The organism is Neotamlana laminarinivorans (assembly GCF_020523925.1).
In the GTDB taxonomy this organism is placed as follows: Bacteria; Bacteroidota; Bacteroidia; order Flavobacteriales; family Flavobacteriaceae; genus Neotamlana; species Neotamlana laminarinivorans.
In genome coordinates, this window is record NZ_JAJAPW010000003.1 from 582,569 (window position 1) to 600,916 (window position 18,348).

17 protein-coding genes are annotated in these 18,348 nt (G+C 31.4%); 11 read left to right on the forward strand and 6 right to left on the reverse strand.

The window, feature by feature from the left end; all coding sequences use genetic code 11:
- Positions 1-29 precede the first annotated feature (29 nt).
- From LG649_RS09245 to LG649_RS09255, 3 genes are all read left to right on the forward strand, one after another.
- Positions 30-1,289, forward strand: coding sequence for an asparagine synthetase B (locus LG649_RS09245; RefSeq protein WP_226543542.1), 1,260 nt, complete (start codon positions 30-32; stop codon positions 1,287-1,289).
- Positions 1,290-1,322: 33 nt separating this feature from the next.
- Positions 1,323-2,951 carry a WG repeat-containing protein gene (locus LG649_RS09250; RefSeq protein WP_226543543.1) on the forward strand — a complete coding sequence of 543 codons (1,629 nt, stop codon included), beginning with the start codon at positions 1,323-1,325 and terminating at the stop codon, positions 2,949-2,951.
- 630 nt (positions 2,952-3,581) lie between these two features.
- Entirely contained in the window at positions 3,582-4,004 is a 423-nt protein-coding gene (locus LG649_RS09255) for a secondary thiamine-phosphate synthase enzyme YjbQ (RefSeq protein ID WP_226543544.1), read from the forward strand.
- Here the strand turns inward: LG649_RS09255 and LG649_RS09260 are convergent.
- The 5 genes from LG649_RS09260 to thrS form a co-directional block, all read right to left on the reverse strand.
- Positions 4,001-4,804 carry an HAD family hydrolase gene (locus LG649_RS09260; protein WP_226543545.1) on the reverse strand — a complete coding sequence of 268 codons (804 nt, stop codon included), beginning with the start codon at positions 4,802-4,804 and terminating at the stop codon, positions 4,001-4,003. The genes LG649_RS09255 and LG649_RS09260 overlap by 4 nt on opposite strands.
- Before the next feature lie 132 nt (positions 4,805-4,936).
- On the reverse strand, positions 4,937-5,281 hold the full coding sequence (rplT, locus tag LG649_RS09265; protein ID WP_169669915.1) for a 50S ribosomal protein L20: 345 nt from the start codon (positions 5,279-5,281) through the stop codon (positions 4,937-4,939).
- A 121-nt stretch (positions 5,282-5,402) separates the two neighbouring features.
- On the reverse strand, positions 5,403-5,600 hold the full coding sequence (rpmI, locus tag LG649_RS09270) for a 50S ribosomal protein L35 (RefSeq protein WP_044634010.1): 198 nt from the start codon (positions 5,598-5,600) through the stop codon (positions 5,403-5,405).
- 101 nt (positions 5,601-5,701) lie between these two features.
- Complete coding sequence (gene infC / locus LG649_RS09275) at positions 5,702-6,244, reverse strand: translation initiation factor IF-3 (RefSeq protein ID WP_317197657.1); 543 nt, start codon at positions 6,242-6,244, stop codon at positions 5,702-5,704.
- A 44-nt stretch (positions 6,245-6,288) separates the two neighbouring features.
- Positions 6,289-8,223: a threonine--tRNA ligase gene (thrS, locus tag LG649_RS09280; RefSeq protein ID WP_226543546.1), complete on the reverse strand. Its 1,935-nt coding sequence runs from the start codon at positions 8,221-8,223 to the stop codon at positions 6,289-6,291.
- Positions 8,224-8,544: 321 nt separating this feature from the next.
- Here thrS and LG649_RS09285 point away from each other — a divergent pair, with 321 nt between their 5' ends.
- From LG649_RS09285 to LG649_RS09315, 7 genes are read left to right on the forward strand one after another with little or no spacing between them, the layout of a single operon-like run.
- Positions 8,545-9,450 (forward strand): hypothetical protein, encoded by a 906-nt coding sequence (locus LG649_RS09285; RefSeq protein ID WP_226543547.1) that lies wholly within the window; start codon positions 8,545-8,547, stop codon positions 9,448-9,450.
- Positions 9,451-9,503: 53 nt separating this feature from the next.
- Positions 9,504-9,785 carry a hypothetical protein gene (locus LG649_RS09290; protein WP_226543548.1) on the forward strand — a complete coding sequence of 94 codons (282 nt, stop codon included), beginning with the start codon at positions 9,504-9,506 and terminating at the stop codon, positions 9,783-9,785.
- 30 nt (positions 9,786-9,815) lie between these two features.
- Complete coding sequence (locus LG649_RS09295) at positions 9,816-10,862, forward strand: substrate-binding domain-containing protein (RefSeq protein ID WP_226543549.1); 1,047 nt, start codon at positions 9,816-9,818, stop codon at positions 10,860-10,862.
- A gap of 18 nt (positions 10,863-10,880) precedes the next feature.
- Positions 10,881-12,413, forward strand: coding sequence for a sugar ABC transporter ATP-binding protein (locus LG649_RS09300; protein ID WP_226543550.1), 1,533 nt, complete (start codon positions 10,881-10,883; stop codon positions 12,411-12,413).
- Positions 12,414-12,425: 12 nt separating this feature from the next.
- Positions 12,426-13,394, forward strand: coding sequence for an ABC transporter permease (locus LG649_RS09305; protein ID WP_226543551.1), 969 nt, complete (start codon positions 12,426-12,428; stop codon positions 13,392-13,394).
- A 6-nt stretch (positions 13,395-13,400) separates the two neighbouring features.
- Complete coding sequence (locus LG649_RS09310; RefSeq protein ID WP_226543552.1) at positions 13,401-14,900, forward strand: mannitol dehydrogenase family protein; 1,500 nt, start codon at positions 13,401-13,403, stop codon at positions 14,898-14,900.
- A 6-nt stretch (positions 14,901-14,906) separates the two neighbouring features.
- Positions 14,907-15,791, forward strand: coding sequence for a carbohydrate kinase family protein (locus tag LG649_RS09315; RefSeq protein ID WP_226543553.1), 885 nt, complete (start codon positions 14,907-14,909; stop codon positions 15,789-15,791).
- Positions 15,792-15,863: 72 nt separating this feature from the next.
- Here the strand turns inward: LG649_RS09315 and LG649_RS09320 are convergent, their stop codons facing one another.
- The gene (locus tag LG649_RS09320) at positions 15,864-17,348 is read right to left on the reverse strand and encodes a mannitol dehydrogenase family protein (protein WP_226543554.1); all 1,485 of its coding nucleotides are present in this window, start codon (positions 17,346-17,348) and stop codon (positions 15,864-15,866) included.
- Positions 17,349-17,445: 97 nt separating this feature from the next.
- Between LG649_RS09320 and LG649_RS09325 the strand changes: the two genes are divergently transcribed.
- Positions 17,446-18,171 carry an NUDIX hydrolase gene (locus tag LG649_RS09325; protein ID WP_226543555.1) on the forward strand — a complete coding sequence of 242 codons (726 nt, stop codon included), beginning with the start codon at positions 17,446-17,448 and terminating at the stop codon, positions 18,169-18,171.
- Positions 18,172-18,348: the final 177 nt, after the last annotated feature.

Genomic DNA, 18,348 nt, shown 5'->3' on the forward strand with positions numbered 1-18,348 from the left:
TAGTGGCATTAAATGTTTATATTTACCTCATGAAAAAAAATATTTTACTATTAATATTTTTATGCGTTTGTATCAATTCTTATGCGTCTTATATCCTTATTCCTATGGATGCAGATTCGCAAAAAAATCATTTAAAAGCCTACGGAATAACGTATTGGACGCTTAATAAGCAGCTGAAAGTTAAATGGTTATTAAATTATCGAGGAGGTTCCTTTTTATTGCCAGATACCGATGATATTCAAAGAGAGTGTAAAATAAGAGGAGTTTCTTTTGAAGTAATATCGAATAGTAAAACCGAAAGTATATTACAAGAAATAAGTAGTCCAAGTAAAAATATGGATGCTGTGGTCTTAGAAAAAGCGCCAAAAATAGCAGTTTATACACCCGATGGTAAGCAACCTTGGGATGATGCTGTTACCATGGTATTAAAATATGCTGAAATTCCTTATGAAACAATTTACGATGAAGAAGTGCTTAACGATGGCCTTTTAGCTTTCGATTGGTTGCATTTACATCATGAAGATTTTACAGGGCAATACGGTAAATTTTACACCCAATACCGTGCCGCCTCTTGGTATATTGAAGAAAAAAAAACAGCCGAGTCCAGAGCCCGACGTTTTGGTTATGCAAAAGTATCTGAAGAAAAATTAGCTGTAGCTTTAAAAATTAGAAATTACGTTGTAGGCGGTGGTTTTATGTTTGCCATGTGTAGTGCTACAGATAGTTTTGATATTGCATTGTCTGCAGAAGGTGTGGATATTTGTGAGCCAATGTTTGATGGCGACGGAAGCGATGCGGGATATCAAAATAAAATAGATTATAATAAAACATTTGCTTTTACAGATTTTACTTTAGAAAGAAGTCCATTAGTTTATGAGTTTTCTTCAATTGATATGACTTCTAAACGCAGAATTCCTAAAACTAGCGATTATTTTACCCTAATGGAATATTCAGCAAAATGGGATCCAATTCCAACAATGTTATGTCAAAACCATACAGCTTTAGTAAAAGGGTTTATGGGGCAAACCACAGCGTTTAAAAGAGACGAAATAAAAACAAATGTTCTTGTAATGGGAGAAACCAAAGTAAATGGAGAGGCCAAATATATACACGGTATAAAAGGAAAGGGTTTTTTTACTTTTTATGGCGGTCACGATCCAGAAGATTATCAACACAGAGTAGGAGATGCTAAAACCGAACTAGATTTGCATCCAACATCACCAGGTTACAGGTTAATACTTAATAACGTATTATTTCCAGCAGCAAAAAAGAAAAAGCAAAAAACATAATTTAAACAAAATTAAACCTACATTAAAATTATTATGAAACACAAATTACATTTTTTAGGATTATTTATTATAATAAACGTTCATTTTGCCAATGCTCAGGAGGTTATTGAGGTTTTAGAAGAAACGGAGGTAGAAGAAACAGTTATTGAATCTACAGAATCAAGTAGTAGTTATAGAAATAGAAATACTCAAAGTCAAGCCTATTATAAGTTTAAAGAAAAATACGAAACAAGAAGTATTAATAACGATTTCGATTGGTTTTACGATAAATCAATCACCAGTTACTCAAAAGATTATGGTATTGTAGATAGAAATGGTAAAATTATATTACCTAATATATTTAGAAATTCAAGTAGTGGAGGCGGAGACTCTTATTACCAAATTTTAAATGTTGATGGTAAGTATGGTATGTTTGATTTACGAGAAAACCAATGGGTTATACCTTTAAATAATAATAATGTAGTATCTGTAAGCTCAAATTTTTATGGCGTAAAAAATAATGATATGTATACGTTAGTAAATTTAGCAAATAAGCCAATTTCTTCAAAAAAATGGGCCTCTGTTGAAAAAATTTATTCCTTAGAAAATTATGTTAAAGTAAGTGAACTAAAAAATGGAACTGTACAGTATGGTGTATTTAGTCTATTAGAGAAAAAATTAATTATACCATGCCAATACAAATCTTTTATAACTCTTTCAGGAAGTAATAATATTTTTAAGGTTAAAAACGAAGACAATCAATATAATTTAATTGATCTAAATAATGAGCCTGTTTTTAAAACGTGGTATCAAGAGTTAACAACAATGTATAAAACACCTAATAGATTTATTGTTAAAAAGGATGATAAATATGGTGTTATAAATAAAAGAGAAGAATCAATTATTCCAATAGAATATATGTCAATAGAATCTAGTGCATACAGCGATGGTTCTCATCTGTCAAGAAATAAAAATGGTAAATATGGATTTATAACTATGGACGGAGAAGTAACTTTACCTTTTAAATACGATAAAATAGATAAAAAATACAGTAGTAATAACATGATTTCTAAAAGCGGAGATCAATGTGGTGTAGTTACTATAAAATCTGGAAAACCAACAGAAATTATTTCCTGTGAATATGACAACATCACAAATTTAAAGGCTGTTTTAATTACAGAACAAAATAATAAATACGGATTACTAGATGCAGATGGTAGTGAAATTGTAGAGCCTTATTATGATGAAATAAATGTATTAAATAATAATTCTTACAGCAATAAAGCTTTAAAGGCAAGAAAGAAGAAAATGTTTTACTTGTTAAGCGATTCAGGACAAAACATTTCTAATAAAGGATTTGTAGATGCAGATATTATTCCAGATGATACTAAAAGTAATGGATTTACCTTTTTTAAGGTTAAACAAAAAGATGAATTCCAAATTATGGATAAGGTTGGTAAAATTATAAACGAAAATGGTTTTGATGATATATTATCTGAGTATAAAAATTACTTTATAGTAAAAAAAGGAAATAAATACGGACTATTTAGTTTAATAAGTAACAAAATGGTTTTAGATTACAGCTATGATGTAATTACAAGAACAAAAGAATTTTTCATCGTTATTAATGGAAGCAATATTGACTTAATGAATTTAAGACAAGGTAAAATTGTAAAAATTTAAAAAGCAATTTTAAAATAAAAAAACAGGCTATTTTTTAATTAAAGAATAGCCTGTTTTTTTTATAACTTATGTACTACTTATGTACTTACTCAGTGGCTACTAAAACTCTTGAAAACTCGTAAATATAAGCATCCTTTACATATCTAAAAGATAAGTTTGAGCCATCTAAGGTAAATGTTGAAGTAGATGTAAAGGTTATTTCTCCATATTCTGTTCCATCAACACTTAAATAAAAAGTATTATCATTGTTTTTTCATAAGTACCAGAATCCAATAAATCTTCTTTAGTATCATTAATATTGGTGTTGTTTATTACAAGAGTGATATCTTCAGAATCAAATTTCCAAATAATACTACCAAGTTCAAACTCACTAAAACTTCCATAAATACCTCCGCTATATTGTGTTAAGAGCCATTCTTCTTCATATGTTGCGCCATTCTAGCTATTAGAAGTTTCATTGTTTATACTACAGCTATTAATTAAAATTAAACAAAAAATAAAAAAATAAAATTTTATATTAATATTCATTTAGGGTTAATATTATCAAGGTGTATGTTTGTAAAATTGCTTGCGTATTACGGTATGTTATTTAAACATTTTTAATTTTACATTTAATAAAAGTATTTAAACATGATTTTTGTTCAAAAAGAAATGCGATTGTCACCGCGAAAAAGAGGGTTCCATTTAATTACAGATGAATTGTTGAATAATTTTCCTGAAATTAAAAATATTAACGTTGGGCAGTTTCAAGTTTTTATAAAGCATACCTCGGCCAGTTTAACCATAAATGAAAACGCCGATTATACAGTACGACTTGATTTTGAAAGCCATTTTAATAAAATGGTACCAGAAAATGAACCACACTACAAGCATACTTACGAAGGTCCAGATGATATGCCTGCACATATTAAAGCTTCATTGCTTGGTGCATCGGTTCAAATACCTATTACAAATGGAACATTAAATTTAGGTATTTGGCAAGGTATATATTTATGTGAACATAGAGATTATGCTAGTTCTAGAAGTATTGTAATAACAGCTTTTGGAAACTAAATTTTACTTTTAAGTAATTTATCTATAATATATTCTACACCAAATTCATCGTTACTTTTGGTTTCGTAATTAGCTACTTGTTTTACATTTTCATGAGCGTTTTGCATAGCAAAGCTAAAGTTTGCAATTTTTAGCATCTCCAAATCGTTATTATAATCTCCAAAAGCCATAGTTTCATTTTCAGAAATGTTATATTTCTCTTGAAGCATTTTTATAGCGTGACCTTTATTAGCTAAATTATCAGAAATGTCTAGCCAGTTTTTGCCCGAAATTTTTATGGCGTAATTATTTTCAAAATGTTTTACTAAAGGATAAATGTGTTTTTCAGAATCTTCAGAATGATAAATTGCAATTTTCATAATGTCTTCTTCAATTTCATCAACACTATCAATAACTTTAAATGTGGGATAATATTCTGATAATACTGAAATATATCCGAATGAATTACTTTTAAAATAGCCTTTACTTTTAGTACAAAAAACAGGGTGAATATGGTTGTTAGTATCTATAATTTGTTCAATAGCGTATAAATTATTGGTATTTATTGGTGTAGAAAGTAATTGCTTATCGTTTTCTATAACTAAACCACCATTTTCTGCAACCACAATTATTTCGTTTTTAATTGTCTCTAATTTATCAATTATACTGTAATAGGGGCGACCACTGGCAGCAACAAATTTTATATTGTTTTGTTTTAAGTTTTTAAATTGTTCTAAAAATAAATTACTAACTTCATGGTTAGAGTTTAAAAGCGTACCATCCATGTCGCTTACAACTAATTTTACTTGAGATAAATCCATAGAAAAAAATTATAAAGTAAATGTACGGTGATAGTAATTAATAAATGTTTAAAAAATATTAAATAAAAAAATCCAACTTTTAAAAGTTGGATTTTTAAATTAAGCGAATATGTTTTACAATAGGCTAAAGCCTTATTTTACTTTTTCTACAACAGCTTTAAAAGCTTCAGGGTTATTCATAGCTAAATCGGCTAAAACCTTACGGTTAAGTTCGATATCGTTAGCTTTTAATTTCCCCATAAATTGAGAATAAGATAAACCATGTTCTCTGGCACCTGCATTAATACGGGTAATCCATAAAGCACGGAATGTTCTTTTTTTGTTTCTACGGTCTCTGTACGAGTATTGCATCGCTTTATCAACCGCGTTTTTTGCTACTGTCCAAACGTTTTTACGACGTCCAAAGTAACCTTTTGCTTGTTTTAGAACCTTTTTTCTACGGGCTCTTTTTGCTACAGAATTTACTGATCTTGGCATAATTTTAAATGTTTTTGTAGAGGGCGACCTAATATAGGTACTTTTAACAGTGTACTTTTAAATTGTACTTTGTTGCCACACTCCAGGGTTTATAAATTGTTTTAACCGATTAAAACGAATGTTACTTTAAACGCATCATTGTTTTAATGTTATTCTCGTCAGCCTTATGTACTAAAGTATCATGAGTTAACGCTAGCTTACGCTTTTTAGACTTCTTTGTTAAGATGTGACTTTTAAAAGCGTGCTTTCTTTTAATTTTACCAGTACCAGTTAACTTAAAGCGTTTTTTGGCACTAGATTTTGTTTTCATTTTAGGCATTTTTCTTCCTAGTTTTTAATTATCGCTTAATTATTTTTAATGCTGAACTGGTATTACCAATTCAGCATTTTATTGTCTATTCCTGAAAAAATCAGGTGTATTTAACTTTTGTGTGGTGCGATAAACATAGTCATACGTTTACCTTCCAGTTTTGGCATTTGTTCTACTTTACCAAATTCTTCTAAATCTTGAGCCAGACGTAATAATAAAATTTGACCTTGCTCTTTAAACACTATAGAGCGTCCTTTAAAAAATACAAAAGCTTTAAGTTTTGCACCTTCTTTTAAGAATTTTTCAGCGTGTTTCTTTTTAAACTCGTAATCGTGGTCATCGGTTTGAGGACCAAAACGAATTTCTTTAACAGTTACTTTACTGGCTTTTGCTTTTAATGCTTTGTCTCGCTTTTTCTGCTCGTAAAGAAACTTTTTATAATCCATAACTTTACAAACAGGAGGTTCCGCATTTGGCGAAATCTCAACAAGATCTAAGCCTAATTCATCTGCAATTCTTAAAGCGTTTCCTTTGGTGTAAATTCCCATTTCTACGTTATCCCCAACAAGGCGTAGCTTTTGTGCAGTAATTTTCGAATTAATTTTATGTTTGTCTTCTTGTACAACTCGTCTAGGTTGCTGTCTTCTTCTAATTGCTATGGCGTTACGATTTTAAATTAAACTTATTATAATGTGTCTTAAAACGATTTTAACGTTTTTTGTATGTCCGATTTTATTAATTCTACAAATTCTTCAACAGAAATCATACCTAAATCATCTCCACCGTGTTTTCTTACGGTAATTTTTCCTTCTAGCTCTTCTTGTTCACCAATTATAAGCATATACGGATGTTTCTGTATTTCAGATTCTCGTATTTTTTTTCCAATAGTCTCATTTCTATGGTCTACGAGGGCGCGAATTTCGTGATTTTCTAGCAAATTTAAAACTTTTTCGGAGTATTTTTCATATTTCTCACTAATAGAAAGGATAATAGCCTGTGTAGGCATTAACCAAAGCGGGAAATTACCTCCTGTATGTTCTAAAAGAAGTGCAACAAAACGCTCTAAACTACCAAAAGGAGCACGATGAATCATAATTGGTCTGTGTGATTCATTATCACTTCCTTTATAGCTTAAATTAAAGCGCTCAGGCAAGTTGTAATCTACTTGAATAGTACCAAGTTGCCAACGTCTTCCTAGGGCATCTTTAACCATAAAATCTAGCTTAGGGCCATAAAAAGCTGCTTCTCCTTCTTCAATTACATAATCTAAACCTTTATCTGAGGCTGCATTAATAATAGCCTGTTCTGCTTTTTCCCAATTTGCTACATCACCAATATATTTGTCGGGATTCTTAGGATCCCTTACAGATACTTGTGCTGTAAAGTTTTCAAAACCTAATGACCCAAATACGTAAAGTACTAAATCTATAACATTTTTAAATTCTGAATCGAGTTGATCTGGTGTACAGAAAATATGCGCATCATCTTGAGTAAAACCACGAACACGTGTTAAACCATGTAATTCGCCACTTTGTTCGTAGCGGTATACAGTGCCAAACTCGGCATATCTTACAGGTAAGTCCTTGTAGCTCCATTGAAAGTTGTTATAAACCTCACAGTGATGCGGACAGTTCATTGGTTTTAATAAAAACTCTTCATCTTCTTTTGGTGTGGTAATAGGCTGAAAACTATCTTCACCATATTTAGCATAGTGCCCAGAAGTAACGTAAAGTTCTTTTTGGCCAATATGAGGTGTTACCACCATTTGGTAACCTGCTTTTTTTTGTGCTGCTTTTAAAAAGTTTTCCAAGCGTTCGCGTAAAGCAGCTCCCTTAGGTAACCATAATGGTAGGCCTTGACCAACTTTTTGCGAAAAAGTAAATAATTCAAGCTCTTTACCTAATTTTCTGTGATCACGTTTTTTTGCTTCCTCTAAAAGTGCTAGATATTCTGTTAGTTCTTTTTGCTTAGGAAACGATATACCGTACACTCTAGTTAATTGCGGTTTGTTCTCGTCACCGCGCCAATAAGCCCCAGCAACGCTTAGTATTTTTACTGCCTTTATAATACCTGTGTTAGGTATATGACCCCCGCGACATAAATCTGTAAATGAAGAATGATCACAAAATGTTATAGTACCATCTTCTAAATTTTCAATAAGTTCAGTTTTAAACTCATTATTTTTATATAATTCTAAAGCTTCAGATTTAGTAACCGATCGCATGTTAAAATCGTGTTTACCACGAGCAATTTCTAACATTTTGTTTTCAATTGCTTTAAAATCTTTATCAGAAATAGAATTTTCTCCAAAATCTACGTCATAATAAAATCCATTTTCAATTGCTGGTCCAATAGTTAGTTTTGCTTCAGGGTATAGTTCCTCAATAGCTTGGGCTAAAACGTGAGCAGAACTGTGCCAAAAAGCAGTTTTTCCTTCATCATCCTTCCACGTATATAATATTAAATCACCGTCGGTGGTTAATGGGGTAACCGTTTCTATAGTTGTACCATTGTATTTTGCTGAAATTACATTTCTAGCAAAACCTTCACTAATGCTTTTAGCTACATCCATTGGAGTAACGCCTGGTTCAAAAGTTTTTACCGAGCCATCGGGTAGAGTAATATGTATCATAATTGTTTTAAAATTCGAAACAAAGATAATAGGATAAAAATACAGAAACAATATAATTATTGATGATAATTGTTTTTTTCAAGGTAGAACAACTATTAGTTCTTGATTTTTAAATTAAACGTTTATAAAAGGTCTTGTTTGATTTTTACAATTTTTATTAAATCATAATTATTAAGCTTAATTTTTAATGATTTGTGTTAAATATTTGATTTTATTTAAATTTTATGAATTCGAATTTGTTTTATTGGATTTTACTTTTCTATATTTGTTTTATTAAACGTAAAATATACGTTTAATAAAAAAACAACTAAACTAAATATTATGAAAAATTGTGAATTACCACCACAAAGCAAGGTGAAAGCTGCTTGCTATGTTTTTGATAAAGAGGAAAGAGGCTATAGGACTAAGACGTATAATAACCGCTTAATTTTATTCTTCTTATTGTGTTTATCTTTTTGGGTTGTTAAAGCACAAGATGTAACCAGTGAAAATAAAGAGGATAACTACAAGGCTTTTACAGCAGGGGCTCACTTAAAAAACATGCATATTTGGCATGGTTTTGTAGTGCATCCAGGGGCTATATTTGCTACCAATTTAGAGTATAATACCAGAAATAAGAAGTTTACTTTTGGTTTTTGGGGAGGAGCCAGTTTTACTAGTGTCGATGTTTATAATTCTGATACAGATCAATATGTAAGTGCAAACTATAAAGAGTTTTCGATTTATGCTGTATACCGATTTTCTGATAAATTCTTCGTGGAGGCAGTAACACATAACAACTACACCGGTGTAGAAGAGAGAGGTGATGTTTTACATTATTGGAGTTACGATAAAACTCAAGGCTATAATTTTGTCGATTTAAACTTTGGTTACAATATTACAGATAATACACTGCTTTATTTAGCTACTATACTTGCTGGTAGATCTGGTGATTATGAAGTTCAAAGCAATGGTTCGTTAAAAGATTCATGGACTCAATATTTAGAAATAAAAAGCAAAGTTTGGGAAAAAAATGATTATCAATTATCTCTTTTTGCTGGTGGTGCATGGTCTTTTTTTACCGATAAAACATTTTATACTCAAGGAGCAGGTAATGTAATTAATGTAGGAGCAGCATTGTCAAAAAATATTAATATAGGTGCTTACAAAATGCCTGTTGAAGTAACTGCAATGTGGAATCCAGAGCAAGAAAAAACGGTTTTACAATTAGATATAACTTTATTTTAATACAGTTAATTGATGTGTTTGTAGCTAAAAGCTAAGTTTAAAGAAGTGTTTAAATGAAGAAAAAGAAAAATAAAATTATGGAAAGATCTAGAAACCAATTTGAGATAAATAATCTTGATGATCTGGTAGGTTATACCAGAATAAGTAATCAGTCATTCAATAATTCTGAGTTTTTACCAATTGGAACTAAAGTGACTATTGCAGATAATGTAAGAGTTTGGAGATCATTAGCAGGTCAAGAAAAAACTATTACGGGTTACGTAAAGGTATTAGGTAAAATAATGGGCTACGAATGCGATGGAGAAGGGTTTTTTCTAAACGACGATTTTCAATAAGCATAAACGATACAACTAAATAAGATATAAATGAAAACAATTAAACAAATTTGGAGCAGCTTTTTGTTGCTACTAATGGCATCAGTGGCATTAAATTGTGCAGAGCCATTAGAAGGCAATAATTCAAAAAATGAAAATGAAGACGCACAAGGTGAATTAATAGCCAGTGAAATTGATTTAACTGGTAAAAAAATAGGTTATTGTACCCCTACTTTAAATGCACCATATTATCAAGCGCTATTTCAAAGTGTAAAGGCGAACGTTGAAAAAAACGGTATGGTGTTTTTGTCTGCCGATGGGCAAGACGATATAAATAAACAAGTAGCCGCCGTTGAAGATTTAATTACCAAAGGCGTAGATGCTTTATTGCTAAACCCAAAAGATCCAGAGGCCTTAGTAGGAGTAACTAAATTAGCAAAAAAAGCTGGAATACCTGTTTTTATATTAGATAGTTCAATTAATCCAGATGCAGAATATGTAACTACAATTCAATCTAATAACAGAGCAAATGGCGCATTAGCAGGAGAGTGGTTGGCTAAAAAGTTTGGTAGAAAAAAAATGAATATTGCCTTATTAAGTGGTAATGCTGGTAATCCTGTTGGTAGAACACGTAAACAAGGTTTGTTAGAAGGAATTACCGAAGAGCAATTAAGAAGTATAGGTTATATAGATTTAGATGTAAAGACTCAAATGTATACAGAGTGGTCTTATGCGGGTGGTTTAAAAGCAATGGAAGATGTTTTAGTGGCGCATCCAGATATTAATGTGGTAATAACAGAGTCCGATGTTTGTGTGTTAGGAGCTATAAAGGCCATTGCTCAAGCAGGTAAAACAGACGATATTTTAATAGTGGCTGCAGCCGATGGTCAAAAAGAGGCTATTAAATACATTATGGATACCGATTTTTATGGCTGTACTGCAATGAATAGTCCAGTGCAAATAGGTAAAAACGCAGTAGAATTTGCAATTCAATACATGAATGGTAAAAGAGATTTTCCAAAAACATCTTTTACAGCACCTTTACTAATTACCAAGCAAAACGCAGCTAAATACTACAATCCAAAAGCGATATTTTAACTTTTAAAACCTTTTATTATGCAAGAAAATAAAAGCCAATATCGCTTAGAAATGTCGGGTATATCCAAAAGTTTTGGAGTGGTTTCTGTACTTAAAAATGTAAACCTAAAAATAAAACATGGTGAAATTCATGCTTTATTAGGAGAAAACGGTGCAGGTAAATCTACTTTAATGAAAATATTAAGTGGTGTACATCAAAAAGATACAGGTAAAGTTGTTTTAAATGGAGAAGAAATAAATCCAAAAAACACGCACGATGGCCAAGTACTAGGTATAAATGTGGTATACCAAGAATTATCACTTGTAAACGATTTATCTGTAGCCGAAAATATTTATTTACACAAACTTGGAGCCAGTAAGTTTTGGATGAATTGGAAAGAAATAACCCAAAATGCTCAAAAGCTAATAGATTCTTTAGGTTTTAAAATTGATGCTTCAGCAACAGTTCGAGATTTAAGTATTGTGCAAAAACAAGTAGTTGAAATAGCTAAAGCATTATCTGAAGATACTAAAGTATTAGTTTTAGATGAGCCAACAACAGTATTCGATCCTCAAGATGCACAAAAGTTATTCGATAATTTAAATAGATTGAAAAACGAAGGTGTATCTATAATTTACATATCACATCATTTAGAAGAGATTTTTAAAATAGCAGATACCATTACCGTATTGCGCGATGGTGTTGATACAGGTACACTAGCAGTTGCAGAAACAAATCCAGACGATGTTATTAAATTAATGATTGGTCGTGAGTTAAAAGATATGTTTCCAAAACGAAAAGCAGTGGTATCAGATGTTCCTGTTTTAGAAATTAAAGATTTAGCAGGAAAAGATAATTTAGTTCATAATGTAAGTTTTTCAGTAAAGCCAGGCGAAGTTTTAGGAATTGCAGGTTTAGGTGGTAGCGGAAGAACAGAAATGGCTAAGCTTATTTTTGGTGCGGAAAAGAAAAAGTCTGGAACAATAATTTTAAATGGTAAAGAGGTTAAAACAAATTCACCTGTTGATGCAGTTGCATTAGAAATAGGATTTGTTTCTGAAGATAGAAAAGAAGAAGGTGTGTTTTTGCCTCTTTCAATAAGAAAAAATATAAGTGTAACAAGTTTTGATGCAATCTCTAATCGCTTTGGGTTTTTAGATATTAAAAAAGAATTCTCAAATGTGTTAAACCTCATAGGGAAATTAAATATAAAAACACCAAATTCTGAAGTTGATGTAAAAAACCTAAGTGGCGGAAATCAGCAAAAAGTAGCTTTAGCGAAATGGTTGAGCATAGATAGTAAAGTTATTTTTATTGATGAACCTACACGAGGTGTAGATGTGGGAGCGAAAGTAGAAATTTACAACCTAATTAACGAAGTGGTTAAAAAAGGCGTTGGTGTTGTTGTAATATCTTCAGATATGCCAGAAATTATGGGGATTGCAGACCGAATTTTAGTAATGCACCAAGGTACCATTTATGGTGAGTTATCTAAAGAGCAATTTTCAGAAGAAAATATTCTGCGCTATTCCATAGGAAAACCACTTAAACAAAATATCCAATTAAACTAAAAAATTAAGACAATGGCTTTAACATTAAAAGAACAACTTAGTAGCCCAAAGGGATGGCTAAAGTTTTTAATAAAATATAATACAGTTTTCATTTTTATACTGTTAGTTATTTTTTCAGCAGTTATTTCAGATGTGTTTTTTACATCGGTAAATCTATCTAACCTACTTAAGCAAGTTTCAGGTATAGGTGTTATAAGTATTGGTATGTTATTAGTTATTTTAACTGGTGGTATAGATTTATCTGTAGGATCAATGGTGGCGTTATTGGCTGTTATTTTTGCTATTTTCATCAATTTATTTGCTTTGCCTTTGGCTATTTTATTAACTGTAGTTCTTGGTTTTGCTTTAGGTAGTGTTTCAGGTTATTTGGTTGCCTTTCAAAAAATGGCTCCTTTTATAGCAACTTTAGCATTAATGACGGTGGCTCGAGGTATGGCCTTTATATATTCTAAGGGGTCTCCAATAACATTTTCAACTAAAGGCGGATTGTTCATGTCAAATTTTGCAAACAATACCACATTAGGTATACCAAATATTGCTATAGTATTCTTTCTAATTGTTATCTGTGCTATGGTTTTATTACGTTATAATGTTTTTGGAAGGTTAATTATAGCCATGGGTAGCAACGAGGAAGCGTCTCGCCTTTCAGGAATAAATGTAAAAAAATACAAGTTTTTAGTATATGCCATATCTGGTGCACTAGCAGCAATTGCTGCAATTATAGTAGCTTCAAGAACAAATTTAGGGTCTCCAAATATGGGTATGGCTTGGGAGTTAGATGCTATTGCTGCAGTGGTAATAGGTGGAGCAAGTTTAAATGGAGGTAAAGGAACTGCTATTAATACACTAATGGGGGTTTTAATTCTAGGTTTAATTGGCAACATTTTAAACTTGTTAAATGTACCATCGTACCCTCAACAAGTGGTAAAAGGAGGAATAATAATTTTTGCTGTGTTATTACAGCGTTTTGAAAATAAATAAGATATAATGACAGAACACAAAATAGAACATAAATTAAACACAAACAGCTTAACAGAAATAGCAAATCGTGTTGCTGTACCCTCATATAATAGAGTTGAGGTAGAAGCAGGTATTGTTCATGTTGGTATTGGTGGGTTTCATAGAGCCCATGAGGCTTTATATACAGATGAGTTGTTAAATGACAACTCTCAAAAAAAATGGGGTATTTGTGGTGTTGCATTATTAGAGTTCGATAAAAAAATACATCAAACTTTAACAAACCAAAATGGATTATATACTTTAATTGTAAAAGAACTTGACGGAACGCTAACAAATCGTGTCATTGGGTCTATTGTAGATTTTATGTATGCTCCAGAAAATCCTTGGGCTGTTGTAGAAAAAATGGCTAGCCCAGAAACTAAAATAATAACACTAACAATTACAGAAGGCGGTTATAATTTTAATGAAGCAACTGGCGAGTTTATTATAGATAACCCTTCAATACAATACGATTTAAAAAACCCAACAACACCTAAAACAATTTTTGGTTATTTAACAGAGTCGTTAAAACTTAGAAAAGAAAATAACATACAAGGTGTTACTATACAATCATGCGACAACATTCAAGGTAATGGGCATGTTACTAAAAAAATGCTATTAAGCTATATGCAACATGCCGAACCTGAATTAATTCCTTGGGTAGAAGCAAATGTATCTTTTCCAAATAGTATGGTAGATAGAATAACACCAGCCACAGTAGCTTCAGATATTATAACTTTAAAGGAAACAACAGGAATAATGGATGAGTGGCCAGTTGTTTGTGAGCCTTTTAAACAATGGGTTATAGAAGATGAATTTGTTGCAGGAAGACCGGCATGGGAAAATGCTGGAGCTCAATTTGTAACAGATGTTGTGCCTTACGAAAAAATGAAGCTTACTTTATTAAATGCTGGTCATTCCGTTCTTGGTATTCTAGGAGCGCTATTGGGTTATAAAACTATAGATGAAGCTGTGCACGACGAAAATTTAAGTGCTTTTTTAAAAACTTACATGAATCTAGAAGTTACGCCAACTTTAGGAAATTTAAAAGGTGTAAATCTTGAGGAGTATAAGCAAACACTTATAGAGCGTTTTGGAAATACACACATAAAAGATCAAGTTGAGCGTATATGTTCAGAAAGTTCGGCAAAAATTCCAAAATTCATTTTACCAACAGTAACTCAACAACTAAAAAATAGCGGTCAAGTAGAATTGGCTGCGTATGTTTTAGCAGCCTGGGCTATTTATAGTTTGGGTGAAAACGAAAAAGGAGAAAAATTAATAATTCGAGATGCTATGGAAGGTTTATTGTATGAAAAAGCAATGCTAGCTAAAACAGATCCAAAGCAATTTTTAGAAATCGATTCTATTTTCGGTGATTTAAAATCATCAGAAAATTTTGTAAGTATTTTCGAAAAAGCTTACAGTAATATTGCTCAATTTGGAATTAAAAAAGGTATTTTTGAGATAAACCAGAAATACAAATAATAAATTATGACAAAAATAACCTGTTTCGGCGAAATTTTATGGGATGTTTTTCCTAATCATGAAAAAATTGGTGGTGCGCCATTAAATGTTGCTGCAAGATTAAAATCTTTTGATAACAATGTGTCAATGATTAGTAAGGTAGGTGAAGATGAAAAAGGAGAAAAACTTATTAATTTTTTAAAAGAAAGAAGCATAAATGTTGATGGTGTACAGGTAGACTCTACTTACAAAACAGGTAGTGTTACCGTAATGCTTAACGAAAAAGGCTCTGCTTCCTATGATATAGAATATCCACGTGCGTGGGATAAAATTGAATTGACTAATAATTTAAAAGAAATAGTTAAAGCTTCAGATGTATTTGTATTTGGTAGTTTAGTTACTCGTGATGCTTTGTCGCGTAATACTTTGTATGATCTTTTAAAGGAAGCTAAAACAAAAATATTCGATGTTAATTTACGCGAACCATATTATACATCAGAAATATTAGAATATTTAATGAATCAAGCCGATTTTATAAAGTTTAATGACGACGAAATTTTCGAAATCGCAAAAAATCTTGATTCAAAAACACAGTCTTTAGAGCAGAATATTCGTTTTATTGCTGAAAAAACAAATACAAAATCTATATGTGTTACTAAGGGTAGGCATGGGGCTATTTTGTTTTTAAATAATACATTTTACTACAATAGCGGATATCAAATTGTTGTAAAAGACACTGTTGGGGCAGGCGATTCTTTCCTAGCTTCATTAATTAATAAGTTGTACAAAAACCAGTCTCCACAAGATGCTATAGATTTTGCTTGTGCAGTTGGTGCGTTAGTGGCAAGTAAAGAGGGAGCAAACCCAATACTTAAAAATGACGAAATTACAGCTATTATGGGTAATAATTAGCAGAAAGTTAGTTTATATGTTTGTTGTTTAAGGGTTTCACTGGTAAAAAGGTGAAGCCTTTATTTTTTATGCTTATTTAGTATTTATTATTTGTATTGCTGCTTTTGTACTATGTGTCCTTAATAATTTTAAAGAAGCTTCATAACTTTTAGTAAACGTTTCATTATAACTAAGGTTTCCAAATACAGATTCAATTTCTAAAAACTTTTTTGGGTTATGCAGCGAAAGTGCAGCATTTCTAATTAAAGTTCCGCTAATGTTATCGGTTATTTTATAAGGTACTTTATTGTCATCTACGCCATCATTATATTTACACCAAGCAGCAATTATAAAAGCCGATTTGGTTAAAGAATTATTACTATTTAATAAATCGTTTATGGTAGGTAAAACAAATAGGGGGATTTTTGCAGAACTTTCCGAGCATATACGCGATAACCTATCATTAATATATGGGTTTTGAAATCTTGTAATTAATAAATGTTTATAATCTTCAATTTCATCCGCAGTAAAATCATTTAAACTCTTAGTAATTTCGTTTTCTACAAATTGCTTAAAAAATTGCATAATATCACTATCGGTTGCTGCTTCAAAAACAGTTTTATACCCACACATGGTGCCCAAAACACCTAAAATAGTATGTCCGGCATTTAAAACACGAAGTTTCATTTTTTCAAAAGGAGTAATTTTTTTAGTAAAAACAACACCTACCTTTTCCCAGTCTGGTCGTTTTTCTAAAAAATTATCCTCAATAATCCATTGGTTAAACGATTCCGAAATAACAGGCCATTGGTCATCTAAAGCATAAATATCCTTAAGTTCGTTAATGTCATCAGTAGATGTTACAGTAGTAATTCTATCTACCATGCTATTCGGAAAGGTAGTATTCTTTTTAACCCAATCTAATAATTCAGGTTCAGTTTGCTTTATGTAATTAAAAAAAGCCTCCTTAATAGTATCACCATTGGCTTTAATATTGTCACACGATAGTATAGTGCAACCAGGTAAATTTCGTAGTTTTCTCAACTTAAGCCCTTGAGCTAAATAACCAAAAACAGTTTTTGGGCTAAACTGGTTTTTAATTTCGTTATTTATTAAAGGCTGGTTTATATCAAAAGCACCAGTCACCTGGTTTAGTTGGTAACCGTCTTCAGCAATAGTTAAGGTAATAATCTTAATATCTGGATTTGCAATTTTTTCAATAACAGCCAAAGGATTTTCTGGTCCAAAAAAATATTCAACAATAGCTCCAATTACTTTGGCTTTATGGTGTCCGCTAGGGGCTTTAGTATACAAGGTATAAAGTCCATCTTGGTCTTTTAAAATATTGTAAATTTTTCTGTCGCTTTCTAATAAATCAACACCGCAAATTCCATAATTAAGGACGTTATATTTTTCAATAAGTTCATTAATGTAGTAAGCCTGATGCGATCTATGGAAACTACTAACACCAATATGTAAAATACTTGTTTTAATAAGGTCTCTATTATATGTAGGTTTTAAAACACTTTCAGGAAGTAGTTTTAAATTTTCCATATTTAGTTGGTAGGTTTTAGCCATATTAATAGTATGTAATAATTAAAATAAGAATTTTAGAAGTATAAATTTAAAGAATGTTTAAATTTGTTAAAACGTAAAATTAACGTTTTTAATCGAAATGGATTTTAGAAAATTAGATAATTTATCCGTAGACTGCGTTTTGCTAAAGCTAGAAAACAATGCATTAAAAGTGCTGTTGCGCAAGCGTAGTTTAAACCTGTTTAGCGAAAACTTACCAATAATAGACGATTGGGTGTTACCAAGTCATTATGTCTTAAAAAGTAACAACCTAGGCGAAACAGCCAACAGAATATTTAACGAGTTAACCGGAGAAAATCATTTAAACAAAAGTCAATTCAGAACTTATGGTAATGCAAATCGAATAAATTCTGATAAAGATTTACTCTGGATACGTAGCCGCGGGGCAAAAAACCGAACAATAACCGTAGCATACTATTTAATACTGCCATCAAATAAAAAATTAAAACAAACCGAAGGTTTAAAATGGTTTAAAATACAAACATTGCCCGAATTAGGTTTCGATCACCATAAAATAATAAACGACGCATATCAAGATATAAAAAGTAAAATCAATACCGAGCCACTAATTTTTAACTTTATGCAAATAAAGTTTACACTCAACGAGCTGCAATCCGCATTCGAAACACTTCTCGGTATAGAACTAGATAATCGAAACTTTCGCAAAAAAATAACAAGCAAACCCTATATTGTACCTCTCGAAGAAAAACGAAAAGGTCAATCCAAAAAACCCTCACGCCTGTATATGTTCAGTAACGAGGTTTACAATCAAGTAGTCGAAACAGACCACATCATTAATATATAACCAACACATTAAGCAAACCTCCCAATAATTAAGGCGTTACCCGTAGGGTCGGGCTTTCACTACTCGCACTTTCCTTTGTCAAGGCGCTCAAACAAGCCGTTCAATCCCTAACGCGTGGCGTACTAAAAAAGGCTTGTAAATAAAAGTAAAGGCAATTAACCATCAGTAAAAGTTCAA